Origin of the sequence: Streptomyces sp. NPDC059256 (assembly GCF_042753785.1) — a bacterium.
Classification (GTDB): domain Bacteria; phylum Actinomycetota; class Actinomycetes; order Streptomycetales; family Streptomycetaceae; genus Streptomyces.
In genome coordinates this window covers 45061-71118 of the sequence record NZ_JBHYZO010000011.1, presented here as the reverse complement: position 1 = coordinate 71118, position 26058 = coordinate 45061, and the positions used below count along the sequence as shown (strand labels likewise).

Annotated in this window: 19 protein-coding genes; 11 read left to right on the top strand and 8 right to left on the bottom strand. The window is 68.2% G+C overall.

The window, feature by feature from the left end:
* Positions 1–114 precede the first annotated feature (114 nt).
* The 3 genes from ACFXJL_RS22890 to mshC all read left to right on the top strand — a co-directional run bounded on the left by ACFXJL_RS22890 (position 115) and on the right by mshC (position 3061).
* Positions 115–705 carry a DUF3090 domain-containing protein gene (locus ACFXJL_RS22890; protein ID WP_250920684.1) on the top strand — a complete coding sequence of 197 codons (591 nt, stop codon included), beginning with the start codon at positions 115–117 and terminating at the stop codon, positions 703–705.
* Positions 669–1487: an SCO1664 family protein gene (locus ACFXJL_RS22885; protein WP_358878250.1), complete on the top strand. Its 819-nt coding sequence runs from the start codon at positions 669–671 to the stop codon at positions 1485–1487. The genes ACFXJL_RS22890 and ACFXJL_RS22885 overlap by 37 nt, the downstream gene beginning before the upstream one ends.
* 344 nt (positions 1488–1831) lie before the next feature.
* Positions 1832–3061, top strand: a complete 1230-nt coding sequence (gene mshC / locus ACFXJL_RS22880) for a cysteine--1-D-myo-inosityl 2-amino-2-deoxy-alpha-D-glucopyranoside ligase (protein ID WP_384637394.1) — start codon at positions 1832–1834, stop codon at positions 3059–3061.
* A 216-nt stretch (positions 3062–3277) separates the two neighbouring features.
* On the opposite strand, the gene ACFXJL_RS22875 is transcribed toward mshC, so the two are convergent.
* The 5 genes from ACFXJL_RS22875 to ACFXJL_RS22855 all read right to left on the bottom strand — a co-directional run bounded on the left by ACFXJL_RS22875 (position 3278) and on the right by ACFXJL_RS22855 (position 10014).
* A complete protein-coding gene (locus ACFXJL_RS22875) occupies positions 3278–4633 on the bottom strand; it encodes a PAC2 family protein (RefSeq protein WP_384695175.1) in 1356 nt (451 codons plus the stop codon).
* A gap of 327 nt (positions 4634–4960) precedes the next feature.
* The gene (locus tag ACFXJL_RS22870) at positions 4961–6571 is read right to left on the bottom strand and encodes an FAD-dependent oxidoreductase (protein WP_384695172.1); all 1611 of its coding nucleotides are present in this window, start codon (positions 6569–6571) and stop codon (positions 4961–4963) included.
* A gap of 14 nt (positions 6572–6585) precedes the next feature.
* Positions 6586–8133, bottom strand: coding sequence for a glycerol kinase GlpK (gene glpK / locus ACFXJL_RS22865; RefSeq protein ID WP_358878246.1), 1548 nt, complete (start codon positions 8131–8133; stop codon positions 6586–6588).
* A gap of 68 nt (positions 8134–8201) precedes the next feature.
* A complete protein-coding gene (locus ACFXJL_RS22860) occupies positions 8202–8990 on the bottom strand; it encodes an MIP/aquaporin family protein (protein ID WP_358878245.1) in 789 nt (262 codons plus the stop codon).
* 259 nt (positions 8991–9249) lie between these two features.
* Positions 9250–10014 carry an IclR family transcriptional regulator gene (locus ACFXJL_RS22855; protein WP_358878244.1) on the bottom strand — a complete coding sequence of 255 codons (765 nt, stop codon included), beginning with the start codon at positions 10012–10014 and terminating at the stop codon, positions 9250–9252.
* A gap of 353 nt (positions 10015–10367) precedes the next feature.
* On the opposite strand from ACFXJL_RS22855, the gene metH reads away from it, so the two are divergent.
* From metH to ACFXJL_RS22840, 3 genes are all read left to right on the top strand, one after another.
* Positions 10368–13889: a methionine synthase gene (gene metH, locus ACFXJL_RS22850; RefSeq protein ID WP_384695167.1), complete on the top strand. Its 3522-nt coding sequence runs from the start codon at positions 10368–10370 to the stop codon at positions 13887–13889.
* A 225-nt stretch (positions 13890–14114) separates the two neighbouring features.
* Entirely contained in the window at positions 14115–14816 is a 702-nt protein-coding gene (locus tag ACFXJL_RS22845) for an HAD family phosphatase (RefSeq protein ID WP_329016384.1), read from the top strand.
* 510 nt (positions 14817–15326) lie between these two features.
* A complete protein-coding gene (locus ACFXJL_RS22840; RefSeq protein ID WP_384695163.1) occupies positions 15327–16925 on the top strand; it encodes an ABC transporter substrate-binding protein in 1599 nt (532 codons plus the stop codon).
* A gap of 78 nt (positions 16926–17003) precedes the next feature.
* Here the strand turns inward: ACFXJL_RS22840 and ACFXJL_RS22835 are convergent, their stop codons facing one another.
* Together ACFXJL_RS22835 and ACFXJL_RS22830 are read right to left on the bottom strand one after the other, a co-directional pair.
* On the bottom strand, positions 17004–17675 hold the full coding sequence (locus ACFXJL_RS22835) for a response regulator transcription factor (RefSeq protein WP_358878241.1): 672 nt from the start codon (positions 17673–17675) through the stop codon (positions 17004–17006).
* Between the two features lie 10 nt (positions 17676–17685).
* Entirely contained in the window at positions 17686–18570 is an 885-nt protein-coding gene (locus ACFXJL_RS22830; RefSeq protein WP_358878240.1) for a RecB family exonuclease, read from the bottom strand.
* Between the two features lie 123 nt (positions 18571–18693).
* Here ACFXJL_RS22830 and ACFXJL_RS22825 point away from each other — a divergent pair, with 123 nt between their 5' ends.
* The 3 genes from ACFXJL_RS22825 (at position 18694) to ACFXJL_RS22815 (ending at position 21777) form a co-directional block, all read left to right on the top strand.
* Complete coding sequence (locus tag ACFXJL_RS22825; protein WP_329016372.1) at positions 18694–19962, top strand: site-2 protease family protein; 1269 nt, start codon at positions 18694–18696, stop codon at positions 19960–19962.
* Between the two features lie 109 nt (positions 19963–20071).
* Entirely contained in the window at positions 20072–20959 is an 888-nt protein-coding gene (locus ACFXJL_RS22820; RefSeq protein ID WP_358878239.1) for a tRNA (adenine-N1)-methyltransferase, read from the top strand.
* Between the two features lie 236 nt (positions 20960–21195).
* Positions 21196–21777 (top strand): hypothetical protein, encoded by a 582-nt coding sequence (locus ACFXJL_RS22815; RefSeq protein ID WP_358878238.1) that lies wholly within the window; start codon positions 21196–21198, stop codon positions 21775–21777.
* 57 nt (positions 21778–21834) lie between these two features.
* Here the strand turns inward: ACFXJL_RS22815 and ACFXJL_RS22810 are convergent, their stop codons facing one another.
* Positions 21835–22146, bottom strand: coding sequence for a ferredoxin (locus tag ACFXJL_RS22810; RefSeq protein ID WP_358878237.1), 312 nt, complete (start codon positions 22144–22146; stop codon positions 21835–21837).
* Between the two features lie 273 nt (positions 22147–22419).
* Here ACFXJL_RS22810 and arc point away from each other — a divergent pair, with 273 nt between their 5' ends.
* Together arc and dop are read left to right on the top strand one after the other, a co-directional pair.
* The gene (gene arc, locus ACFXJL_RS22805; RefSeq protein WP_329016362.1) at positions 22420–24186 is read left to right on the top strand and encodes a proteasome ATPase; all 1767 of its coding nucleotides are present in this window, start codon (positions 22420–22422) and stop codon (positions 24184–24186) included.
* A 240-nt stretch (positions 24187–24426) separates the two neighbouring features.
* Positions 24427–25938 carry a depupylase/deamidase Dop gene (gene dop, locus ACFXJL_RS22800; protein WP_358878236.1) on the top strand — a complete coding sequence of 504 codons (1512 nt, stop codon included), beginning with the start codon at positions 24427–24429 and terminating at the stop codon, positions 25936–25938.
* Positions 25939–26058: the final 120 nt, after the last annotated feature.

The following is a 26058-nucleotide window of genomic DNA, read 5'->3' as shown; positions in this document are numbered from 1 at the left end:
AGTAGGGTGGACGGGCTGAGTGCGCCCGCACCACCCAAGCGCCCCTCAGCCCGTTCGTACAGCTCGTTGCAGGTCAATGCCAGGTCGTTCCCGAGTCTTGAGGGAGTTAAGAGCGTGTCCCGTCAGGTGTTCCTCTATGACCCGCCGGACCGGTTCGTGGCCGGTACGGTCGGGCTGCCTGGACGCCGTACGTTCTTCCTCCAGGCATCGGCCGGAGGACGCGTCACCAGTGTGGCCCTGGAGAAGACCCAGGTGTCCGCGCTCGCCGAACGCATCGACGAGCTCCTCGACGAGGTGGTCCGCCGCACCGGGGGCAATGCGCCCGTGCCCGCGGTGGCGCCGACCGACGTCGCGGACACCGCCCCGCTGGACTCGCCCGTGGAGGAGGAGTTCCGGGTGGGCACCATGGCCCTGGCCTGGGACGGCGAGGAACAGCGCATGATCGTCGAGGCGCAGGCCCTGGTCGAGCTGGAGGCGGAGTCCGACGAGGACCTCGCCGACGCCGAGGAGCGGCTGTTGCGGGACGAGGAGAACGGCCCGCCCATGCTGAGGGTGCGACTGAGCGGGGCGCAGGCCCGGGCCTTCGCCAAACGCGCGCTGGACGTGGTCAACGCCGGTCGTCCGCCGTGCCCGCTGTGCAGCCTGCCGCTCGACCCGGAAGGACATGTGTGCCCGCGCCAGAACGGATACCGCAGGGGAGTGTGACCGCCCTCGATCTCCTGGCGAAGGGGGAGCTCCGAGTACGCGGTCAGGTCCGGGAGGCGTCCAACGCGGTCCTGTTCTGCTCGATCGTCCTCGACGGCGAGGAGACGGCCTGCGTCTACAAACCGGTCGCCGGCGAGCGCCCGCTCTGGGACTTCCCCGACGGCACGCTGGCCCAGCGCGAGGTCGCAGCCTACGAGGTCTCCGAAGCACTGGGCTGGGGGCTCGTGCCCCCGACGGTGCTACGGGACGGACCGCACGGAGAGGGCATGGTCCAGCTCTGGATCGAGGCCGAGGCCGAGGCACCGCTCCTGGCACTCGTGGAGGGTGAGGAGCCGGGCGACGGCTGGAAGGCGGTCGGCTTCGCCGAGGTGGGCGAGGGGCGCACCGCCCTACTGGTCCATGCCGACGACCCGCGGTTGCGCAGGCTGGCCGTGCTCGACGCAGTGATCAACAACGGTGACCGCAAGGGCGGCCATCTGCTGCCCGCCGCGGGCGGTGCGCTGTACGCCATCGACCACGGCGTCAGCTTCCATGTGGACGACAAGCTCCGCACCTTGCTCTGGGGGTGGGCGGGGGAGCCGTTGCCCGATGAGGCCCTGGAGGCCCTGGAGGGGCTTTCATCGGCCCTGGCCGCTGGTGGGCCCCTCGGTGCCCGGTTGGAGCGGTTGCTGACCCCGGCCGAGGTGACGGCTGTCCGCGGCAGGGTGTCGGCGCTTCGGGCCACGGGCCGACATCCGGTGCCTTCCGGCGAGTGGCCGGCGATCCCCTGGCCACCTGTGTGAGGGGCGCGCCGGACGACTGACCGAGAACGGTCGGGTGTCGGCCCGGTCGGCCCGGTCGCGCCGTGCTCGACGGACCGATGACCGGTCGTCCGATCCCGATCGGTCTCCTTCGCGAGCCGACCGGGTGCTGATGGCGTTCCGGCAGTGTGCGGTCTGGTCGCCCGATCCCGTGTGGCTCGTGTGGACCGGGCATCGCCCCGGTACTGACCGGCATCGATTTATCGATTCTGCGGGCTCTCCTGGCTGGCCATGCACAGGGCACGAGGAATTCACAAGAGCGCACAACCGGCCAACCGGCGTGATCCGGTTCGTATCCGGATCACCCGTCCGGTTAGGCTCAGATCATGTATGCCTGGCCCGCTTCTGAGGTCCCCGCCCTGCCTGGCACGGGCCGCGACCTTCGGATTCACGACACCGCAACCGGCGGTCCACTCACCCTGGACCCCGGCCCCGTCGCCCGTATCTACGTCTGCGGCATCACGCCCTATGACGCCACCCACATGGGACACGCGGCGACCTACAACGCGTTCGACCTCGTCCAGCGCGTGTGGCTCGACACCAAGCGCCAGGTCCACTACGTCCAGAACGTGACCGACATCGACGATCCGCTCCTGGAGCGAGCCATCCGCGACGGGGAGGATTGGACCGGGCTCGCCGAGCGGGAGACCGCACTCTTCCGCGAGGACATGACCGCGCTCCGCATGCTCCCGCCGCAGCACTACATCGGAGCCGTCGAGTCGATACCCGGCATCGTTCCGCTGGTGGAGCGGCTCCGCGACGCCGGCGCGGCCTATGAACTCGAAGGGGACGTCTACTTCTCGGTCGAGGCGGACCCCCACTTCGGCGAGGTGTCCCACCTCGACGCCGAGGCGATGCGGCTGCTGTCCGCCGAACGCGGTGGCGACCCCGAGCGCCCCGGCAAGAAGAACCCGGTCGACCCCATGCTCTGGATGGCCGCCCGGGAGGGCGAACCCAGTTGGGACGGGGGCAGCCTCGGCCGTGGCCGGCCCGGCTGGCACATCGAGTGCGTCGCCATCGCCCTCGACCACCTCGGCATGGGCTTCGACGTCCAGGGCGGCGGGTCGGACCTCGTCTTCCCCCACCACGAGATGGGTGCCTCACACGCCCATGCCCTCACCGGGGAGCATCCCTTCGCGCGGGCGTACGTACACGCGGGAATGGTCGCCCTGAACGGCGAGAAGATGTCGAAGTCCAAGGGCAACCTGGTCTTCGTCTCCACCCTGCGCCGGGAGGGCGTCGACCCCGCCGCGATCCGCCTTGCGCTGCTCTCCCACCACTACCGGGCCGACTGGGAGTGGACCGACCAGGTGCTCCAGGACGCGCTGACGCGACTGGAGTGTTGGCGTGCGGCGGTCTCCCGACCCGACGGACCCTCCGCCGACGCCCTCGTCGAGGAGGTCCGTGCGGCCCTGTCCGACGATCTGGACGCCCCCAGCGCACTGCTCGCCGTCGACCGCTGGGCCGAACGCCAGCGCACCGAGGGCGGCACGGACGAAGGGGCGCCCGGACTGGTCTCCCGTACGGTCGACGCACTGCTGGGAGTGGCGCTGTAGGGCTGGCTGAGCCGAGGTAGGCCCGGTCGGGATCGTCGTCGGTACGGCCGAGGGCGTCGGACCACCGACACCCTCGGCCACAGCACCCCAGCAGCCATGTCCGTGGTGCCACGCCGGTCGGCGTTCCCTGAGCCACAGCAACGCCGTGAGGGGCGGCGCATTCGATGCGCCGCCCCTCACTCAGGTCCGGGGGGCACCGGTCGCCCCCACAGCCGCTCACCGCCCGGGAGGGTCCTCCCCGGCGGCATTCTCGGCATCCCCGCTGTCCCCGGCATCCCCGCTGTCCCGGGCGGCCCCGCTGTCCCCGGCGGCCGACCCTTCCGGCCCGCTCTCGCTGGGATCCGAGTCCGGGTCATCAGAGCCCGTGTCCGAGTCCGTGCCGGACCCCGCGCCCGAATCGTCGGCAGGCGCCGAGGAGTCCCGCTCTGCTGTCTCCGCCGCGCTGTCCGCATCCGGATCGTGCGCGGCACCCGGTTGGGACGCACCGTCCGCACCCGGACCCGTCTCAGCACCCGGACCCGGCTCAGCACCTGGACCCGGACCCGGCTCAGACTCCGGACCAGGTTCCGCTTCCGCGTCTGCTTCCGTGTCCGGTTCCTGCTCGGTGCCCGGCCCTGTGTCCGGTTCCGTACGGGCTGCCTTCGACGGCCGGTTCAACCCGCCCGACGGATCGCGGAGGTAGGTGCCGCTGTCACCGCCGTCGGTCGCCAACCCCGGTCCGCTGCCCGGCCCCCCGTCCCGCCGCCGCAGATAGCGCTCGAACTCGCGGGCGATGGCCTCGCCCGACGCCTCGGGCAACTCCGCCGTGTCCCTGGCCTCCTCCAACGTCTGGACGTACTCCGCCACCTCGCTGTCCTCGGCGGCCAGTTGGTCCACGCCCAGTTGCCACGCCCGCGCGTCCTCGGGCAGTTCGCCCAGCGGGATGCGCAGCCCGATCAGATCCTCCAACCGGTTCAGCAGCGCAAGTGTGGCCTTGGGGTTGGGCGGTTGGGACACATAGTGCGGCACCGCGGCCCACAGACTCACCGCGGGCACGCCCGCATGGGTGCACGCCTCCTGGAGGATGCCCACGATTCCGGTGGGACCTTCGTAGCGCGTCTCCTCCAGGTCCATGGTCCTGGCCAGGTCGGGATCGGACGTGATGCCGCTGACCGGCACCGGCCGCGTATGAGGCGTGTCCCCGAGCAGCGCACCGAGGATCACCACCATCTCCACCCCCAACTCATGGGCGAATCCGAGGATCTCATTGCAGAACGAGCGCCAGCGCATGGACGGTTCGATGCCCCGAACCAGCACCAGATCGCGCGGTTTCTCACCCCCGACACGGACCACGGACAGTCGGGTCGTCGGCCAGGTGATCTTCCGTACTCCGCCGTCCAGCCACACCGTGGGCCGGTTGACCTGGAAGTCGTAGTAGTCCTCGGCGTCAAGGGCCGCGAACACCTCCCCCTTCCACTCCCGGTCCAGGTGTGCGACCGCGGTGGAGGCGGCGTCGCCGGCGTCGTTCCAGCCTTCGAACGCGGCCACCATGACCGGGTCGATCAGCTCGGGTACCCCCTCGAGCTCGATCACCCAGTGCCTCCTTCCGAAGTTCCCTCGCGTACGCACCAACCTTACGGGTTACGAGGTGCCCCGCCGCAGCCCTCGTGCACGGGCGGGTGAACTTCGATGACATGCGTAGCGGCTGGAAAGAGCTCGTGCGTGCGCACTGCCGTCCGCTACCTCCCACCAGCGACGCAGCCATGCCACGGGCCACGATGCGCTCCACCGCCCGAGACGGCGTACGCCCCCTTGGCGATCACGCCCGGCGGTCCCCGGGGGAGCGATCGCGGCGTGATCGTCAAGGGGCCTGCGGCGACCGGGCCCCGGACGAGCACCGCCCGCGTCCCGCGCCGTGGTTCAGCGTCGGTGCCGGAGCAGCCCCTCCACCCGGTCCCGTATCCCATCGGTGGCCAGTCCCCGCACCGTGAGCGTGGTGCGCCGCCGCAGCACGTCGTCCGCGGTCTCGGCCCACTCGTGGTCCCGGGCGTACACGACCTGGGCCCAGATCTCCGGGGCGTCGGGGTGGATGCGCTCGGCCAGCGCGGGATCGTCGTTGGCCAGCCGAGCGATGTCGAAGGAGAGCGAGCCGTAGTGGGTGGCGAGGTGGCGTGCGGTGTCTGCGGACATCCGGGGGCCGGGCGCCGGTCCGTCGGCCATCAACCGGTGGGCGACCGCGTTCGGATTGGCGATGCCCGGCAGTGGCAGCTTCCTGGGCAACTGGTCGATCGGTTCCATGTCCTCGGCCAGCGGCTGCCCCGGCAGCGCCGCCAGTTTGTTCATCACCGTCCGACCGATATGGCGGAAAGTCGTCCACTTACCGCCCGCGACCGACAGCATCCCGCCACGGCCTTCGGTCACCACCGTCTCCCGTTTGGCCTGTGAGGTGTCCCCGGGGCCCCCGGGGAGCACCCGCAGACCGGCGAACGCATAGGTGATCAGATCGCGGGACAACTGCTGGTCCCGGATGGAGAACGCCGCCTCGTCCAGGATCTGGGCGGTGTCCTGCTCGGTCACCGAGACCTCGCCCGGGTCCCCCTCGTACGCCTCGTCGGTGGTGCCGAGCAGCAGCATGTCCTCCCAGGGGAGGGCGAAGGTGATCCGGTACTTGTCGATCGGCGTCGCCAGGGCCGCCTTCCACGGCGAGGTGCGCTTGAGCACCAGGTGTGCGCCCTTGGAGAGTCGGATCGAGGGTGCGGCGCCCGCGTCCTCCATCCGGCGCAGATGATCCACCCATGGGCCGGTGGCGTTGAGCACCAGCCGCGCGTTCACCCCGAACTCGGTACCGTCCGTACGGTCCTTGAGCTCCGCACCCGTCACCCGGCCCCGGGTGAAGCGCAGTCCGGTGACCTCGGCGTGGTTGAGCACGGTCGTCCCCGCGTCGACGGCCGCGCGGACCGTCATCAACGCCATCCGGGCGTCGTTCATCTGGTCGTCCCCGTAGACGGCGACGGCCTTGAGATTCTCGGTGCGCAACTCGGGCACGTCCCGCTGCGCTTTGGCCGGGCTGATGACGTGGCCGACGCCGTCTCCGAACGCCGAGAGCGCCGAATAGGCGAAGACTCCGGCTCCGAGCTTGGCCGCGCCGTGCGGTCCGCCCTTGTAGACGGGCAGGTAGAACGTGAGCGGATTGGCGAGGTGCGGGGCCACCTCACGGGAGAGGGCGCGGCGCTCGAAGTGGTTCTCCGCGACCAGTTTGACCGCACCGGTCTGGAGGTAGCGCAGTCCGCCGTGCAGCAGCTTGGAGGAGGCGGACGAGGTGGCGCCGGCGAAGTCGCCGGCGTCCACCAGGGCCACCCGCAGTCCGGACTGCGCGGCGTGCCAGGCGGTGGAGATGCCCAGGATGCCGCCGCCGATCACCAGGAGGTCGTACGAGGCTTTGGAGAGCTGCTCCCGGGTCTCGGCGCGGCTCGGGAGAAAGCCGGATGCCGGGTGCGTCCCGAGGGTCGGAACGCTCTGCAGGGTGGTCATGTCCATTGCTCCTGTCAGTCTTCCTCTTCGAGCCAGCCCATGGTCCGCTGTACGGCCTTGAGCCAGCTCTTGTACTCGCGCTCGCGCTTGTCGGCGTCCATGCGCGGGGTCCATTCGGCGGCCCGGCGCCAGTTGGCGCGCAGCGCGTCCGTGTCCGGCCAGAACCCGACGGCCAGACCCGCGGCGTAGGCCGCGCCGAGGCAGGTGGTCTCGGCGACCATGGGGCGCACCACCGGTGCGTCCAGGAAGTCCGAGAGGGTCTGCATCAGCAGGTTGTTGGAGGTCATCCCGCCGTCGACCTTGAGCGTGGTCAACTCGACGCCGGAGTCCTTGGTCATGGCGTCGCTGATCTCACGGGTCTGCCAGGCGGTGGCCTCCAGCACGGCACGGGCGATGTGGGCCTTGGTGACGTAGCGGGTGAGACCCGCGATCACACCGCGGGCGTCGGGGCGCCAGTAGGGGGCGAACAGCCCGGAGAACGCGGGCACGACGTACGCGCCGCCGTTGTCCTCCACGGTCAGGGCCAGCGTCTCGATCTCCGGTGCGGAGGAGATGAGACCCATCTGGTCCCGCATCCACTGCACCAGCGAGCCGGTGACGGCGATCGAGCCTTCGAGGGCATAGACCGCTTGCTCGTCGCCGATGCGGTAGCCGACGGTCGTCAGCAGTCCGTTGTAGGAGTTCACCGGTGTGTGTCCGGTGTTCATCAGCATGAAGGTGCCGGTGCCGTAGGTCGACTTGGCCTCGCCCTCGGCGAAACAGGTCTGCCCGAAGAGCGCGGCCTGCTGGTCGCCGAGCGCGGAGGCGACCGGGATGCCGTCGAGTACCCCGCCCTTGGCGGTGCCGTACACCTCGGCGGAGGAGCGGATCTCGGGCAGGATCTCGGCCGGTACGTGCATGGAGCTGAGGATCTTGGGGTCCCAGGCCATGGTGTGGAGGTTCATCAGCATCGTGCGCGAGGCGTTGGTGACATCGGTGACGTGCACCCCGCCGTCGACCCCGCCGGTCAGGTTCCAGATGACCCACGAGTCCATCGTGCCGAAGAGGATCTCGCCCCGCTCGGCGCGCTCCCGCAGACCCTCGACGTTGTCGAGGAGCCAGCGCGCCTTGGGGCCGGCGAAGTAGCTGGCGAGGGGCAGACCGGTCTCACGGCGGAACCGGTCCTGGCCGACGTTGCGGCCCAGTTCGCGACAGAGGGCGTCGGTACGGGTGTCCTGCCAGACGATGGCGTTGTGGACGGGTTCGCCGGTGTTCTTGTCCCACAACAGGGTCGTCTCGCGCTGGTTGGTGATGCCGATCGCCTTGACGTCGGCGGAGGTGATGCCCGCCTTCTCGATGGCGCCCGCGACGACCTCTTGCACATTGGTCCAGATCTCGATGGCGTTGTGCTCCACCCAGCCGGGCTTGGGGAAGATCTGCTCGTGTTCCTTCTGGTCGACGGAGACGATCCGGCCGTCCTTGTCGAAGACGATGCAACGGCTGGACGTGGTGCCCTGGTCGATAGCCGCGATGAACGGGCCGTGCCCATGTGAGGCGGCGCCGGTGGTGTGTGCGTCAGTCACGGGGTGCTCCTGCTGGTGGTCGATGGGAGACGGCTGTGGCTCCACCCGTACGGCGTACGGGCGCACGGTCAAGCGAACGCGAGGTTGTAGATTCCCGCGGCGAGTGCTCCGCCGGCCATCGGGCCGACGACGGGGATCCAGGCGTAGCCCCAGTCGGAGCCGCCCTTGTTGGGCAGTGGCAGCAGGGCGTGGACGATGCGGGGGCCGAGGTCACGGGCCGGGTTGATGGCGTACCCGGTGGGTCCACCGAGCGAGAGGCCGATGCCGACGACGACGAGGGCGGTGATGAGGGCGCCCAGTGTGCCCAGCCCGTCGCCGTCGGCGTTGAGGCCCTGGGTGAGCACGGCGAGCACCAGGACAGTGGTGCCGATGATCTCGGTCGCCAGGTTCTGCCAGACCACCCGGATCTCCGGGCCGGTGGAGAAGATGCCGAGGATGGGGCCGGCCTTGCCGCCGCCGCTGTGGCTGCCTTCGATGGGCTTGTCGGCGGGGTCGCCGATGATCGCCCGGTCGGTCAGATGCGTCATGAACTGGCCGTAGTAGGCGACCACGAACAGCGCGGCGCCGATCATCGCGCCCAGCATCTGGCCGGCGAAGTAGATGGGGACGGTCGACCAGGTCCCGTCCTTGATGGCGATGCCGAGCGTGACGGCGGGGTTGATGTGCGCGCCGGAGAGAGCGCCCGTCATATAGACGGCCGTGAGGACCGCGAAGCCCCATCCGAACGTGATGGCCAGCCAGCCCGCTCCGCGTGCCTTGGAATTCTTGAGGGTGACGGCGGCGACCACGCCACCGCCGAGGAGGATCAGAACCGCGGTTCCGATCGTCTCGCCGATAAAGATGTCGGAGTTGGACACCGCGACTCCTTCGTCCTTCGTCCAGGGGAAGGCGAACCCCGGGCGCGCCGGTGGTCCGTGCCCTCAGGTGAGGGCCTTCGGCCTTTGGCGCTGCCACACTCTAACCTGCAATGCCGGTAGGTGTTCGACAATGCCGACCGCTAGACGGCAGTTTTATCCCTGGTCAACACGCCGTCAAGACGCTTTGTCTCGTCACCTGCCCAAAAATCCGCGAAATCCACGAAGAGGGCAGATCGATAACGATGATGCGCCAGAGCGGTCAAAACCGCCCGGCGCCGAGATCCCGCGAAACCGCCCTGGCGCACTGCCGCACCGCTGCGACCAGCTCGGACCTCAGTTCCTGATCCGAACAGACCCGCTCCACCGCTCCCGTGATGGCGACCGCCCCCACGGGCATCCGGCGGCGGTCGTGGATGGGGGCGGCGACCGCGGCCACGCCCTCCCAGGTCTCCTCCACGTCCGCCGCCCAGCCCCGGGCCCTGGCCTGGTCGAGGAGCGACTCGAAGGCGGTCAGCTCCGTCACCGTCCGCGGGGTGAACTGCTCCCGGACAGCCTCGACCGCCTCGCTGTGCGCCACCGGGTCGTAGGCCGCCAGGACCTTGCCCAGGGCGGTGGAGTGCAGGGGTTGCATCGCGCCCACTTCGAGCACCTGGCGGCTGTCGTCCGGCCGGAACACATGGTGGACGACGAGTACGCCGTGCTGGTGCAGTACGCCCAGATGGACGCTCTCGCCGCTGGAGCGGGCGAGATCATCGGTCCACACCAGGGCCCGGGCGCGCAGTTCGTGGACGTCGAGGTAGCTGTTGCCCAGGCGTAGCAGCTCAGCGCCGAGCTGGTAGCGCCCGGACGCGGGGTCCTGCTCCACGAAGCCCTCCGCCTGGAGGGTGCGCAGGATGCCGTGGGCCGTTCCCTTGGCCAGGTCCAGCGAGGTGGCGATGTCCGACAGGCCGAGCCGGCGCTCCCCGCCCGCCAGCAGCCGCAGCATGGCCGCAGCCCGTTCCAGCGACTGGATGTTCTTCGCCATCGGATCGGCCTTTCTGGCTGCTGTTCGACAATGCTGAACGATAGCGGTCGATGTCGACCTAGTGCTCTGAGTGAGTATCTCGTGGGCATCCGATCCACGGGAACCAAGGCGCCAGCTCAGGGACAGGGCGCGGCCCAGCGGTTTCCCGTGCACCCGCGCCCGCCCGAGCGGCCCTGTCCGCGGCCTTCGACCCGAGCCGCTAGGAGGCGGGGAAGGGTGTCCTGTCGGCAGGCCGCGTAGTCCGTCCCGTGGGACAGCCCGCCCCTCGACGCCGTCACCCGGCTACTCTGGCTCCGTGCGCCCTCCGCCGAGGACGCAAAGCCGACAGCCGTCGCATCCCAGGGAGCCCGTCCATGGCCTCGTCGCCTTCCCCTTCCGTACCCTCCGCCGACAGCCGGACCCGCATCGCGGCACTCCGTGAGGCGCTCGCCACGCGGGTCGTCGTTGCCGACGGTGCCATGGGCACCATGCTTCAGGCTCAGGATCCGACTCTGGAGGACTTCCAGGACCTCGAAGGCTGCAACGAGATCCTGAATGTGACCCGCCCGGACATCGTGCGGTCGGTCCACGAGGAGTACTTCGCCGTCGGTGTCGACTGCGTGGAGACGAACACCTTCGGCGCCAACCATGCGGCCCTCGCCGAGTACGACATCCCCGAGCGGGTCCATGAGCTGTCCGAGTCGGGTGCTCGCATCGCCCGTGAGGTGGCCGACGAGTTCACCGAGCGCACCGGGCAGCAGCGGTGGGTGTTGGGCTCGATGGGCCCGGGGACCAAGCTCCCCACCCTGGGGCACGCCCCCTACACCCTGTTGCGCGATGCCTATCAGAGCAATGCCGAGGGCATGATCGCGGGTGGTGCGGATGCGCTGCTCGTCGAGACGACGCAGGACCTCCTCCAGACCAAGGCCGCCATCATCGGTGCGCGCCGCGCCCTGGAGATCAGCGGTCTTGAGCTGCCGTTGATCTGTTCGGTGACGGTGGAGACCACGGGGACGATGCTGCTCGGCTCCGAGATCGGTGCGGCCCTCACCGCGCTGGAGCCGCTCGGGATCGACATGATCGGCCTGAACTGTGCGACCGGCCCGGCCGAGATGAGCGAACACCTTCGCTACCTCGCCCGCCACTCCCGCATCCCGCTCGCCTGCATGCCCAACGCCGGCCTTCCCGTCCTCGGCAAGAACGGTGCCCACTATCCGCTGACCGCGCCCGAGCTGGCGGATGCACAGGAGACATTCGTACGCGAATACGGGCTGTCCTTGGTGGGAGGCTGCTGCGGTACGACCCCGGAGCATTTGCGCCAGGTGGTGGAGCGGGTCCGCTCGCTCACGCCGGCGGTGCGCGATCCGCGCCCCGAACCGGGGGCGGCCTCCCTCTACCAGACGGTTCCCTTCCGTCAGGACACCGCGTACATGGCGATCGGGGAGCGCACCAACGCCAACGGGTCGAAGAAGTTCCGCGATGCCATGTTGGAGGCCCGTTGGGACGACTGCGTGGAGATGGCGCGCGACCAGATCCGTGAAGGCGCGCACATGCTCGACCTCTGCATCGACTATGTCGGCCGCGATGGCGTCGCCGACATGGAGAAGCTGGCCGGTCTCTTCGCCACCGCGTCCACCCTGCCGATCGTGTTGGACTCCACCGAGGTGCCCGTGATTCGAGCCGGGCTGGAGAAGCTCGGCGGCCGTGCGGTGATCAACTCGGTGAACTACGAGGACGGCGACGGCCCGGAGTCCCGTTTCGCCAAGGTCACGCAGTTGGCCCAAGAACACGGCGCCGCGCTGATCGCCCTCACCATCGACGAAGAGGGCCAGGCCCGCACGGTCGAGCACAAGGTGGCCATCGCCGAGCGGTTGATCGACGACCTCACGGGCAACTGGGGCATCCATGAGTCGGACATCCTCATCGACACCCTGACCTTCACCATCTGCACGGGTCAGGAGGAGTCCCGCAAGGACGGCATCCACACCATCGAGGCCATCCGGGAACTCAAGCGCCGCCGCCCCGACGTCCAGACCACCCTCGGCCTGTCGAACATCTCCTTCGGCCTCAACCCCGCCGCCCGCATCCTGCTCAACTCCGTCTTCCTCGACGAGTGCGTCAAAGCCGGACTCGACTCCGCGATCGTCCACGCCAGCAAGATCCTGCCCATCGCACGCTTCGACGATGAGCAGGTCACCACCGCACTCGACCTCATCTACGACCGCCGCGCCGAGGGGTACGACCCCTTGCAGAAGCTGATGGCGCTCTTCGAGGGTGTCAACACCAAGTCGATGAAGGCGGGCAAGGCCGAGGAACTCCTCGCCCTGCCGTTGGAGGAGCGGCTGCGGCGCCGGATCATCGACGGCGAGAAGAACGGCCTGGGGACCGACCTCGACGAGGCCCTCCAGGAGCGTCCGGCGCTCGACATCGTCAACGACACCCTCCTGGAGGGCATGAAGGTCGTCGGTGAACTCTTCGGCTCGGGCCAGATGCAGTTGCCGTTCGTCCTCCAGTCCGCCGAGGTGATGAAGATCGCCGTGGCCCATCTGGAACCGCACATGGAGAAGTCGGACGCCGAGGGCAAGGGCACGATCGTGCTGGCCACCGTCCGCGGTGACGTCCACGACATCGGCAAGAACCTCGTCGACATCATCCTCTCCAACAACGGCTACAACGTCGTCAACCTCGGCATCAAGCAGCCCGTCTCCGCCATCCTCGAAGCCGCCGAGGAACACCGCGCCGATGTGATCGGCATGTCCGGCCTGCTGGTCAAATCGACGGTGATCATGAAGGAGAACCTCCAGGAGCTCAACCAACGCCAACTCGCCGCCGACTACCCCGTCATCCTCGGCGGCGCGGCCCTCACCCGCGCCTACGTCGAACAAGACCTCCACGAGATCTACGAGGGCGAAGTCCGCTACGCCCGCGACGCCTTCGAGGGCCTACGGCTCATGGACGCCCTGATCGCCGTCAAGCGCGGAGTCCCCGGCGCCACCCTCCCGGAGCTCAAGCAGCGCCGGGTGCGGGCCAGTACGAACGTCGTCGTGGAGGAGCGTCCGGAGGAAGGTGCCGTACGCTCCGACGTCTCCGTCGACAACCCCGTCCCCACCCCACCGTTCTGGGGCACCCGCGTCATCAAGGGCATCCAACTCAAGGAATACGCCTCCTGGCTCGACGAAGGCGCACTCTTCAAGGGGCAGTGGGGCCTCAAGCAGAACCGGGCCGGCGACGGACCGACGTACGAGGAGCTGGTGGAGAGCGAGGGCCGACCGCGGCTGCGCGGCTGGCTCGACCAACTGCACACCCAGGGGATGTTGGAGGCGGCCGTCGTCTACGGCTACTTCCCGTGCGTCTCCAAGGGGGACGATCTGATCCTCCTCAACGAGGACGGCTCCGAGCGCACCCGCTTCTCCTTCCCCCGCCAGCGCCGGGGCCGAAGGCTCTGTCTGGCGGACTTCTTCAAGCCGGAGGAGTCCGGCGAGACCGATGTCGTGGGACTCCAGGTCGTCACCGTCGGATCCAAGATCGGTGAGGCGACCGCCGAGCTCTTCGCCTCGGACTCCTACCGCGACTATCTGGAGCTGCACGGGCTGTCGGTGCAGCTCGCCGAGGCGCTCGCCGAGTACTGGCACGCCCGGGTCCGTGCGGAGCTCGGTTTCGCCGGGGAGGACCCGGCGGACGTCGAGGACATGTTCGCCCTGAAGTACCGGGGGGCGCGGTTCTCCCTCGGCTACGGGGCCTGCCCCGACCTGGAGGACCGGGCGAAGATCGCCGAACTGCTGCAGCCCGAGCGGATCGGGGTGGAGCTCTCCGAGGAGTTCCAGCTCCACCCGGAGCAGTCCACCGATGCGATCGTCATCCATCACCCGGAGGCGAAGTACTTCAACGCTCGGTGACGCCGCGCGTCCAGTCACCGCCCTACGGCCCCCTGCGCTGCCCTGCGGCACTCGTGCCGTCGTGGGGTACGTGCCGCCGTATGGCCCCCGGGGTAGCGCATTGGCCGAGCACATCCATCTGACGAGCCGTACACTGGTCGGTCCAGTACAGGCCGGTCGACTGTCTCCGCGGGAAAGCCATGGGGAGAGGCGGCCGGCCTTCTCGTCCCTCATGGAGGTGTGCCGATGACCAGCACGGTCCCTGCGTCCCTGACCCGGTCGGCGGAGAGCTCTGCCCTACAGGCGGTCTTCCTCGACATGGACGGCACCCTCGTGGACACCGAGGGCTTCTGGTGGGAAGCCGAGCGTGACGTCTTCGCCGACCTCGGTCATGAGCTGGACGAAGCCTGGCGCGATGTCGTCGTCGGAGGGCCGATGACCCGCAGCGCCGGATACCTCATCGAGGTGACGGGCGCCGACATCGCCCTCCCGGAACTGACCGTGCTGCTGAACGACCGCTTCGAGAAGCGCATCGCCAGCGGGGTGCCCCTGATGCCGGGTGCCGAACGGCTCTTGGCCGAGTTGGCCGAGCACCAGGTGCCCACCGCTCTGGTGTCCGCCTCCCACCGAAGGATCATCGACAGGGTGTTGGACTCCCTGGGGCCGCAGAACTTCCGGCTGTCGATCGCGGGCGATGAGGTGCCGCGCACCAAGCCCCACCCCGACCCCTATCTGTTGGCCGCCCGTGGCCTGGGTGCCGAGCCCGCTCGATGCGCCGTCATCGAGGACACGGCGACCGGGGTCGCCTCCGCCGAGGCCGCTGGGTGCCGGGTCGTCGCGGTCCCGTCGGTGGCGCCGATCGCACCCGCCGTGGGCCGGGCGGTCGTCGGATCGCTCGAAGAAGTGGACCTCGGCTTTCTCCGTGGGCTCATCACCTCGATGAACTGATGGGCATACGGTCCGAGTTTCTTGAAAGTCGAATTAAACTCGGGCCGTATCCCCTGGCCGGGAATTCGCTTTTCCCCTGGCCGGAACGTCATTTATGCAAGGCCCTTCTCGTATGTATTTTCGCGTGACGTTCATCACTGTAAGCCTTCTGGGGCGTGTCGTTCTGGGTGTTCCGCGCCCCTACCGGGCGATACCGCACGTGCCCTTGTGTCCATATTGATCACGTTGCTCTACGAAAAATTCCATGGTGATGCCATCTACACACAGCCATGAGACATCACTCAGCGAATACACCGCAGCTTCGCGTTGTCCGACAGCACCGTGAGCGCCGACTAATCTCTTCGCGAGCCTTCGTCGCACCACCGACGCACCCCGGCGGCTGCCAACACTGCCGCGAACACGGGGGAGTCGTCCTGTTCATTCGAACGGTGGGACCCGTCCCACCGGGCGGTCGCGACGAAGTCCTCCGTACCCGCTGTATCCCAGTGTCGGATGAGGAGAACGTCCAGGATGAACCGTAAGACTCTGGTGCTGCCGGCCGTCGTCGGTCTGCTCGCGCCCGTGCTCGTCGCGTGCGGCGGGGCAGAGGGCGCCGCTGGTGGCGGTGACTCCATTGTCGTGGGCACCACGGACGAACTCATCGCCGACAAGGACGCCCCCGCACCCCTGGACCCGGCCCACGCCTACGACACCGGCTCGTGGAATGTGCTGCGCCAGACGCTCCAGACGCTGATGCACGCCCCTCGCGGTGGCGGCCAACCCGTCCCGGACGCCGCGAAGACCTGCTCGTTCACGGACAAGGCGAGCGAGAGTTACCGCTGCGAACTGCGCCCCGACCTCACCTTCGCCGACGGCAGTCCCATCACCGCCGAGGACGTCAAGTTCTCCATCGAGCGCGTTCTGAAGATCAACGATGACAACGGTGCCGCAGCCCTGCTGGCCAACATCGAAACCATCGACGTCAAGGGCGACCACGAGGTGGTCTTCCGCCTCGCAACACCGGACGCGACCTTCCCGTACAAGCTCTCCACCCCGATCGCCGGCATCGTCAGCAAGAAGAAGTACGAGGGCGACAAGCTCCGTGCGGGCTTCGGTGTGGACGGCTCCGGGCCGTACACCATGACCACCCTGGTCGAGGATGACGCGGTCACCAAAGTCACCTTCAAGAAGAACGGCTCCTACAAGGGAGACGTCAAACTGCACAACAGCAAGGTCGAACTGCGCGTCTACGAGGACCCGGAGGCCATGGCCAAGGCCCTCGACAAGGGCGAGATCGACATTGCTACTCGCGAACTCGGGCCCGAACAGGTCGCACAGATGAAGGAAAAGCCCAAGGAGAACATCACCCTTACCGAACTCCAGGGCTTGTCCATCTTCTACCTCGCGTTCAACACCGACCACCCGGCGGTGAAGGACAAGGCGGTGCGACAGGCGATGGCGGCACTCGTCGATCGCGGTCAGATCGCCGGCCAGGTGTATTCCGCCACCGCGGAACCGCTCTATTCCCTCATTCCCGCCAGCGTCAGCGCACACAAGAACGCCTTCTACAACCGGTACGGCGAGCCCAGCCGTGCCCAGGCCAAGCAGATCCTCCGCAAGGCCGGCATCAAAACTCCCGTGAAGCTCTCGTTGCATTACTCCAAGGACCGTTACAGCGGGGCCACGGCCAAGGAGTTCGGTCTCCTCAAGACCCAGCTGAACGCCTCCAAACTGTTCGACGTCACCGTCGAGGGCTCCGACTGGGCCACCTTCCGCACCGCCCACAAGCGCGGTGACTACCCGGTGTTCGGTCTCGGCTGGGTCCCCGACTACCCGGACCCCGAGAACTACATCGCTCCGTTCCTGGAGAAGGACAACTTCCTCAACTCCCCCTACGTGAACACCGAGGCGCGCAAGCTCATCCCGCAGTCCCGTCGACAGGCCGACCGCACCGCCGCCGAGCCGACCTTCGCCCGGTTGCAGGAGATCGTCGCCAACGACGTCCCGGTGCTGCCGCTGCGGCAGGACAAGCAGTACGTCGCCGCCCGGGTCGGCGTCACCGGTGTGGAACGACTCCTCAACGGCAGCTCCGACCTCCAACTGTGGGAGCTCGGCCGCGGCGACAGCTGAGCGCCGCCCACGAACGCCAGTGGCGGCCGGGCAATCGCCCCGGCCGCCACTGGCACACCCACACCGCCCACAGGGCCCTCACTGCGCCCCCGGACGCACCAGACCGCTCTCGTACGCATAGACGGCGGCCTGTACCCGGTCCCGCAGCCCCAGCTTGGTCAGCACATGGCCCACGTGCGTCTTGACCGTCGTCTCACTGACGAACAGGTCCGCGGCGATCTCGGCGTTCGACATCCCCCGTGCCACTAGCTTCAACACCTCCACCTCGCGCTCCGTCAGCGTATGGAGGGTGTCGGGGACCGGATCCTCCCCCGAGGGCAGATGCACGGCGTACTTGTCGAGCAGTCGGCGGGTGATGCTCGGGGCCAACATCGCCTCACCCGCGGCGACCACCCGGATCGCCTGCACCAATTCATTGGCGGGCGCGTCCTTGAGCAGGAACCCACTGGCTCCCGCCCGCAGCGCCTCCACCACGTACTCATCGAGGTCGAAGGTGGTCAACACCAACACCTTCGCCTGACCGTCCCGACCCGGGCCGGCGACCTGCCGGGTCGCTTCCACCCCGTCCATCCGGGGCATCCGGATGTCCATGAGCACTACATCGGGCTGGAGCGCCCGCACCTGGTCGAGGGCCTGGAGACCGTCCCCGGCCTCGCCGACGACCGCGATGTCCTGCTCGGCCTCCAAGATCATCCGGAAACCGGTGCGCAGCAGAGGTTGGTCATCGACCAGTAGAACGCGGATGGCCACGGGCAACTCCTCACAATTGGTCAAGACCCATTCTGCCCTGACCATCCTGCGACGGACCGGCCGGGGAAATGCTCAATGGATAAACCGGGGGAGTACCACCGAACTCAGGACAGACCGCCCGATGGTCACACCAGCCGCAGAGCTTCGTCGGCCGCGGACGCCAGTCCCCCGACTCCGTCGCCTGTCTGATCGCATCCCACAACGCCAACAGCTTGCGCTCGACCCGCTCCAGGTCCGCCGGCACCGGGTCGTACGTCAGTACGTCCCCACTGCCCAGATACACCAGCTGGAGCCGTCGGGGGACCACCTTGCGCAGCCGCCACACCACCAGGGCGTAGAACTTCATCTGGAACAGCGCCCCCTCGCTGTACTCGGGCCGCGGCGCCTTGCCCGTCTTGTAATCGACGATCCGCACCTCGCCTGTCGGCGCCACGTCCACCCGGTCGATCACCCCGCGCAGCCGCAGACCCGACTCCAACTCCGTCTCCACGAACATCTCCCGCTCGGCGGGCTCAAGCCGGGTCGGATCCTCCAGGGCGAACCAGCGCTCCACCAGCGCCTCCGCCTCGCCCAGCCAGCGCCCGAGACGCTCGCCGTCGGCATCCCCCTCGAACAGCCCGCCCAGCTCAGGCCGGGACTCAAGCAGCCGGTCCCACTGCGCCGGAACCAGCGATTTCGCCCGCGGCGGCGTACGCTCGCCTGCTGGAACGTCGAACAAGCGCTCCAGCACGGCATGGACCAGCGTGCCCCGGGTCGCCGCCTCGCTCGGCTTCTCGGGAAGCCGGTCGATCACCCTGAACCGGTACAGCAGGGGACACTGCATAAAATCGCTCGCCCGCGAGGGCGAAAGCGACGTGGGCGGTCCACCCGGCGAGGGCTGCTGGCTCGTACTCATGACGCAGACCCTACGGCCCGCCACTGACAGCGAGCGCAATACCATCGACGTCAGAGGCCCCGCACTGCATGATCGAGGTGCCGGGTCGGCGCACCGACAGCGCACCCAAGACGAAGGGAACCCGTGAACGAGGACGACAGGCGAGGCGAGCGCGAGCGAGCAGAGACCGGAACGGAGGGACCAGCCCCCCAGGGCACCCCTCCGGACGGCAAGCCGCGGCGCCCCGAGGGTCGCCAAGGACCGGGAGGCGGTCTCCTCATGGGCCGCCCCTTCGGCGTGCCCGTGTACGTCGCCCCCAGCTGGTTCCTCGTCGCCGCCCTCATCACCTGGGTCTTCGGTGGCCAGCTCGACCGCATCCTGCCCGACCTCGGCGGTCTGCGGTACCTCGTCTCCCTCTTCTTCGCCGTCGCCTTCTACGCCTCCGTGCTCGTCCACGAACTGGCGCACACCATCGCCGCACTCCGCTTCAAACTGCCGGTGCGCCGCATCCAGCTCCAGTTCTTCGGCGGCGTCTCCGAGATCGAGAAGGAGTCCGAGACCCCCGGCCGAGAGTTCATCCTCGCCTTCGTCGGACCACTCCTGTCCCTGGTCCTCGCCGGCGTCTTCTACCTGGGCATGCAGGCCGTCGAGCCCGGTACGGTCCCCGGGGTCCTGCTCGCCGGCCTGATGATCTCCAACCTGATCGTCGCCGCGTTCAACCTGCTGCCCGGCCTCCCGCTGGACGGCGGTCGGATGCTGCGCGCGATCGTCTGGAAGATCACCGGCAAGCCCATGAGCGGCACCATCGCCGCCGCGTGGGTCGGCCGGGCGCTGGCGGTCGCCGTACTCATCGGGCTGCCGCTGCTCACCCACACCGGAGTGCTCGGCAGCCCCGCCCAGGACATGGGTGGCATGGAGACCGTCACCGACGCCCTCCTGGCCGCCATCCTCGCCGCGATCATCTGGACCGGAGCGGGCAACAGCCTGCGGGTGGCCCGGCTCCGCGAGCACCTTCCGGAACTCGAAGCGCGCACCCTCACCCGCCGTGCCGTTCCCGTCGAGTCCGACACCCCGCTCTCGGAGGCCCTGCGCCGAGCCAACGAGTCGGGCGCCCGCGCCCTCGTCGTCGTCGACGGACAGGGCGAACCGATGGCACTCGTGCGGGAGAGCGCCATCGTCGGTGTGCCGCAGCACCGCCGGCCCTGGGTCGCCGTCGGTGGGCTCGCCCAGGACCTGACCGATGACATGAGGCTGCCCGCCGAGCTGGCGGGCGAAGCGCTCCTGGACCGACTGCGCACCACCCCCGCCACGGAGTACCTGGTGGTGGAGGAGTCCGGGGAGATCTACGGCGTCCTGTCGACGGCGGACGTCGAGCGGGCCTTCGTCGCCGCCATGGCACGCCCCGGCAGCTGAGCCCCGAGGCGTCCGGCGCATTCGCCCTGAGGGCGCCGCGGCCCTGCCATCCCACCGGTCGGTGGCAGCCCTGGTCCCCGGGCCTCCAAGTGGCCGGTAGGCTGGTCACATGTCCGAACCGACCGGTGCCGCCCGCCGTCGCGGGCCCTTCAAAGTCGGGGACCAGGTCCAGCTCACCGATCCCAAGGGACGCCACTACACGTTCACGCTCGAAGCGGGAAAGAACTTCCACACCCACAAAGGGTCGTTCCCGCACGACGAGCTGATCGGCGCTCCTGAGGGCAGTGTTGTCCGAACCACGGGAAACGTCGCCTACCTCGCGCTGCGCCCCCTGCTCCCCGACTACGTCCTGTCCATGCCCCGCGGCGCCGCCGTGGTCTACCCCAAGGACGCGGGGCAGATCCTGGCCTTCGCCGACATCTTCGCCGGTGCGCGGGTCGTCGAGGCGGGAGTGGGCTCGGGCTCGCTCAGCGCCTTCCTGCTCCGCGCCATCGGTGACCACGGCATGCTGCACTCCTACGAGCGCCGCCCCGACTTCGCCGAGATCGCCCAGCAGAACGTGGAGCGCTACTTCGGCGGTCCTCACCCGGCCTGGCAGCTCACCGTCGGTGACCTCCAGGACCACCTCGACGACGCCGATGTCGACCGGGTCATCCTGGACATGCTCGCCCCCTGGGAGTGCCTCGACGCGGTGTCCAAGGCGCTGGTCCCCGGCGGCATCCTCTGCTGCTACGTCGCGACCACCACCCAGCTCGCCAGGACCGTGGAGTCCATCCGGGAGATCGGCTGCTTCGCCGAGCCGCAGCCCTGGGAATCCATGATCCGCAACTGGCACGTCGAGGGCCTGGCGGTCCGCCCCGATCACCGCATGATCGGACACACCGGCTTCCTGGTGACCGCACGTCGCCTCGCCGACGGCGTGGAGCCCCCGATGCGTCGCCGCCGTCCCGCCAAGGGTGCCTACGGCGACGACTACGAAGGCCCCAACAAGGGCTGACGCCACGACAGAAACCCGACGCCGCCGTCGAGTTCCGCAACCGCTGCACTTCGCATCGGGGAACTCGACGGCGGCGTTGTGGCGTTGTGCGTCGCAGCATCCGGAAAGGGGCGCCAGATCCCCATGGGTCGGTGTCCACCCCGGTGTTCCCCGTGGCTGTGACGTGTGGCACGATGCAAACCTCCCGCCCGCCGCCGACACCTCCGCCGGCTCCGTATGCTCAGGAGACTTCACGCGTGCAGACCTCCGCCGTCCCGGACCTCGCGCACACGCGGACCCGCCCGGTGCACTGGCTCGCCACCGCGACCGCGATGGCCGCGGTGGTGGCACTCGCCGGATGGCTTCAGCCCGACAGGGCGACGGCGGGAGCGGCCGGATCCAAGTCCGGCAGTGCGATCGCCGCAGCGCCCGCACAGGCCCCGGATCCGACCGGAGTGCAGTTGCCGCTGGAGTGTCCCGGCGTGCCGAGCCTGATAACCCAGCGTGCCAGCGGCGACCTCGACGGTGACGGCAGGCCCGAGACGGTGGTGGCGGCACGGTGTGATGCGGGGTCCGGCACTCCGCCTGCCGGAGTCTTCGTCCTGACCGCCGCCGGCGACCAGGCTCCGCGCGTGGTGGCGACCCTCGTGGAACCGGGCGCCCAGCGCAGTGTGAGCAACCTCGCCCTCAAGGACGGGACGATCACCGCGACCCTGCTCGGCTACTCCTCGCCCGAGGTGCCCAGCTGCTGTCCGGACGAGAGCGAGAACGTGGAATGGCGGTGGAAGGGCGGTAAGTTCCTCCGTACGGTACAGAACCCATCAGATCAGGCTCTGTAGGTCGAAACCCGTACAGAGGGTGCATCTCTCATGTGAGAACGCTGTGTATCTAAATTGTTACTCAGCGTTGGGGCCGTAGATTTCTACGCTGTCCGAAACGCGTCGTACATGGATGCAATCCCCTGGGCACTCCCGCGCCGAGTCCACCACGTCCTGGAGGAGTGGCAGAGGTACGGGCGTTGTCGCTCCGGTGTCCTGGAGCAACTCGTCCTCCGCGCTCTTGACGTACGCGAGGCCGTCAATGTCCAGCTCAAAGACGTCCGGTGCGTACTGGGCGCAGATCCCGTCCCCGGTGCACAGGTCCTGGTCGATCCAGACCTCCAGCGCCTCCGCGGTGGCTTCGGATGGGGCCTCGTGCTGCACGCTCATGTCTCCTGCCGTTTCCATCGCCGAGTGGCGCGACCCTCGGCGATGTGACCGAAAGTGAGGCAAGTCGCGCGGGGTCTGACGGGTGTTGAACGCTTCGACGATACAACCGGCCGCTTTCCGATGTTGATGGGTGGGTATTCCCTTGGCGTGAGGGAGAGCGCAAGGGTGAAGATCGGACACACCCCCATCCTCTTTGTGATCTAGGGGTTTCAATCACCACCCACGCAGGTAGGGTCAGGAAGCGTCCAGCTCCCCTTGGAGGAGGTGAGGACCGTGGCAGCCCACGACGACGACATCAACCGCGGCATCCGGCCGGGGCGGGGGTCTGAAGACCCAGCCGGCCAGGTCGCCTACCTAGAGCAGGAAATCGCCGTCCTGCGCCGCAAGCTCGCCGACTCTCCGCGGCACACGAGGATTCTCGAAGAGCGGATCGTCGAGTTGCAGACGAATCTGGCCGGCGTGTCCGCACAGAACGAGCGACTTGCCAACACGCTCCGTGAGGCCCGCGACCAGATCGTGGCCCTCAAGGAAGAGGTCGACCGGCTCGCACAGCCGCCGGCAGGCTTCGGTGTCTTCCTGCACACCAACGAGGACGGCACCTGCGACATCTTCACCGGGGGTCGCAAGCTCCGGGTGAACGTCAGCCCCAGCGTCGAGCTTGAGGAACTCCGACGCGGCCAGGAAGTCATGCTCAACGAAGCGCTCAACGTGGTCGAGGCCATGGAGTTCGAGCGTGCCGGGGACATCGTCACACTCAAGGAGATCCTTGAGGACGGCGAGCGGGCCCTGGTCGTCGGTCACACCGACGAGGAGCGGGTGGTGCGGCTCGCCGAACCACTGCTGGACATCACCATCCGTCCCGGTGACGCCCTGCTGCTCGAACCTCGTTCCGGCTATGTCTACGAAGTGGTCCCCAAGAGCGAGGTCGAAGAGCTCGTCCTCGAAGAAGTTCCGGATGTCGACTACACGAAGATCGGCGGGCTGGGCAACCAGATCGAGCTGATCCGCGATGCGGTCGAGCTGCCGTACCTCTACCCCGACCTCTTCAAAGAGCACGAGCTGCGTCCGCCGAAGGGCATCCTGCTCTACGGTCCGCCCGGCTGCGGCAAGACACTGATCGCCAAGGCCGTCGCCAACTCGCTGGCGAAGAAGGTCGCAGAGGTCACCGGTCAGCCCGCGGGGAAGAGCTACTTCCTCAACATCAAGGGCCCCGAACTCCTCAACAAGTACGTCGGTGAGACCGAGCGGCACATCCGCCTGGTCTTCCAGCGGGCCAGGGAGAAGGCCAGCGAGGGCACCCCCGTCATCGTCTTCTTCGACGAGATGGAGTCCCTCTTCCGCACCCGTGGATCCGGTGTCAGCTCGGACGTGGAGAACACCATCGTCCCGCAGCTCCTCGCCGAGATCGACGGTGTGGAGGGCCTGGAGAACGTCATCGTGATCGGCGCCTCCAACCGCGAGGACATGATCGACCCCGCGATCCTGCGCCCCGGCCGGCTCGATGTGAAGATCAAGATCGAGCGTCCGGACGCAGAGGCCGCGAAGGACATCTTCGCCAAGTACCTGACGTCGACCCTGCCGCTGCACTCGGACGACCTGTCCGAGCACAACGGCTCCAAGCCCGCCGCCGCCCACGCCATGATCCAGTCGGTCGTCGAGCAGATGTACGCGGAATCCGAGGAGAACCGCTTCCTGGAGGTCACGTACGCCAACGGTGACAAGGAAGTCCTCTACTTCAAGGACTTCAACTCGGGCGCGATGATCCAGAACATCGTCGACCGGGCCAAGAAGATGGCCATCAAGGCTTTCCTCGACCACAACCAGAAGGGCATCCGCGTCTCCCACCTCCTCCAGGCGTGCGTGGACGAGTTCAAGGAGAACGAGGACCTGCCCAACACCACGAACCCGGACGACTGGGCTCGTATCTCCGGCAAGAAGGGCGAGCGGATCGTCTTCATCCGTACCCTCGTCACCGGAAAGCAGGGCGCCGACACCGGTCGCTCCATCGACACGGTGGCCAACACCGGTCAGTACCTGTAGGAGGCACACCGGCTGCGGATGCCCTCGGCCGGGCATCCGCAGCCGGTTGCTTTCCCCACAGGTCCGGCCACACCCCGGCAATGACGCAATTGATCTCCCCACCGGCGCGACAGCGTTCTAGGCTCATCCGTACCGCCGAGTCGCGCGCCGCGGGGTCGGGCACCGCAGCGCGCATCGGAGCACCAGCGGTACTTGAGCGCCGCTCCCGGACGGGGAGCGTCGCAGGGCAAGGAGGGCCGCATGACCGTACGGCGAGTAATGGGCATCGAGACGGAGTACGGCATTTCCGTTCCGGGCCATCCGAACGCCAATGCCATGCTCACCTCGTCCCAGATCGTCAACGCCTACGCGGCGGCGATGCACAGGGCGCGCCGCGCCCGCTGGGACTTCGAGGAGGAGAACCCGCTGCGGGACGCCCGTGGCTTTGACCTCGCCCGCGAGGCCGCCGACTCCAGCCAGCTCACGGACGAGGACATCGGCCTGGCCAATGTGATCCTCACCAACGGGGCCCGTCTCTACGTCGACCACGCCCACCCGGAGTACAGCTCACCCGAGGTGACCAATCCGCGCGACGCCGTGCTGTGGGACAAGGCCGGCGAGCGCATCATGGCCGAGGCCGCCGAGCGGGCCGCCCAGCTCCCCGGCGCCCAACCGATCCACCTCTACAAGAACAACACCGACAACAAGGGCGCCTCCTACGGGACGCACGAGAACTATCTGATGAAGCGGGAAACGCCCTTCTCGGACATCGTGCGCCATCTGACGCCGTTCTTCGTCTCACGGCAGGTCGTCACCGGGGCCGGCCGGGTCGGGATCGGTCAGGACGGCCACGAGCACGGCTTCCAGATCAGCCAGCGGGCGGACTACTTCGAGGTCGAGGTGGGGCTGGAGACCACCTTGAAGCGCCCCATCATCAACACCCGCGACGAACCGCACTCGGACGCCGAGAAGTACCGCAGGCTCCACGTCATCATCGGTGACGCCAATCTCTCCGAGATTTCGACCTATCTGAAGCTGGGCACCACCGCCCTGGTGCTCTCCATGATCGAGGACGGCTTCATCGCGGTGGACCTCGCCGTCGACCAGCCGGTCCGCACACTGCACCAGGTCTCGCACGACCCCGGTCTGACGCGGCTGATCACCCTGCGCAGCGGCCGGACACTCACCGCGGTCCAGCTCCAGATGGAGTACTACGAGCTCGCCAGGAAGTACGTCGAGGAACGCTTCGGCGACGACGCGGACGAGCAGACCAAGGACGTCCTGATCCGTTGGGAGGACACGCTCAACCGGTTGGAGAACGACCCGATGAGCCTGTCCGGGGAACTGGACTGGATCGCGAAGAAAGAGCTGATGGAGGGCTATCGGCGGCGGGACGGCCTGGACTGGGACGCCGCACGGCTCCACCTGGTGGACCTCCAGTACGCCGATGTGAGGCCGGAGAAGGGCCTCTACAACCGATTGGTGGCCCGCGGCAAGATGAAGCGCCTGCTGGACGAGCAGGACGTCCTGAGGGCCGGCAAGAAGCCGCCCGAGGACACCCGGGCCTACTTCCGCGGTCGCTGTCTGGAGCAGTACGCCGACGACGTCGCCGCGGCCTCCTGGGACTCGGTCATCTTCGACCTTCCCGGCCGTGACTCATTGCAACGGGTGCCCACCCTGGAGCCGCTGCGGGGCACCCGCAACCACGTCAAGGAACTGCTGGACCGCTGTCGGACGGCGGAAGATCTGGTTCGGGTCCTCTCCGGCGGCTAAAAGGTTCCCGGCCGGGAATCATCTCCGGGAATCATGGAGGTGGCCCCCGGACGTTGGGAAAAGTGCCGGGCCGATGTCGGACCCGGCTTGTAGGGTCTGATCTTGACCGAACCGACTCAC

Bases quoted from the DNA above. Each gene is read 5' to 3' on its own strand.
- mshC (WP_384637394.1), top strand. From the start codon at position 1,832: ATGTATGCCTGGCCCGCTTCTGAGGTCCCCGCCCTGCCTGGCACGGGC.
- ACFXJL_RS22870 (WP_384695172.1), bottom strand. From the start codon at position 6,571: ATGACCACCCTGCAGAGCGTTCCGACCCTCGGGACGCACCCGGCATCC.
- ACFXJL_RS22855 (WP_358878244.1), bottom strand. From the start codon at position 10,014: ATGGCGAAGAACATCCAGTCGCTGGAACGGGCTGCGGCCATGCTGCGG.
- metH (WP_384695167.1), top strand. From the start codon at position 10,368: ATGGCCTCGTCGCCTTCCCCTTCCGTACCCTCCGCCGACAGCCGGACC.
- ACFXJL_RS22845 (WP_329016384.1), top strand. From the start codon at position 14,115: ATGACCAGCACGGTCCCTGCGTCCCTGACCCGGTCGGCGGAGAGCTCT.
- ACFXJL_RS22840 (WP_384695163.1), top strand. From the start codon at position 15,327: ATGAACCGTAAGACTCTGGTGCTGCCGGCCGTCGTCGGTCTGCTCGCG.
- ACFXJL_RS22830 (WP_358878240.1), bottom strand. From the start codon at position 18,570: ATGAGTACGAGCCAGCAGCCCTCGCCGGGTGGACCGCCCACGTCGCTT.
- ACFXJL_RS22820 (WP_358878239.1), top strand. From the start codon at position 20,072: ATGTCCGAACCGACCGGTGCCGCCCGCCGTCGCGGGCCCTTCAAAGTC.
- ACFXJL_RS22810 (WP_358878237.1), bottom strand. From the start codon at position 22,146: ATGAGCGTGCAGCACGAGGCCCCATCCGAAGCCACCGCGGAGGCGCTG.
- dop (WP_358878236.1), top strand. From the start codon at position 24,427: ATGACCGTACGGCGAGTAATGGGCATCGAGACGGAGTACGGCATTTCC.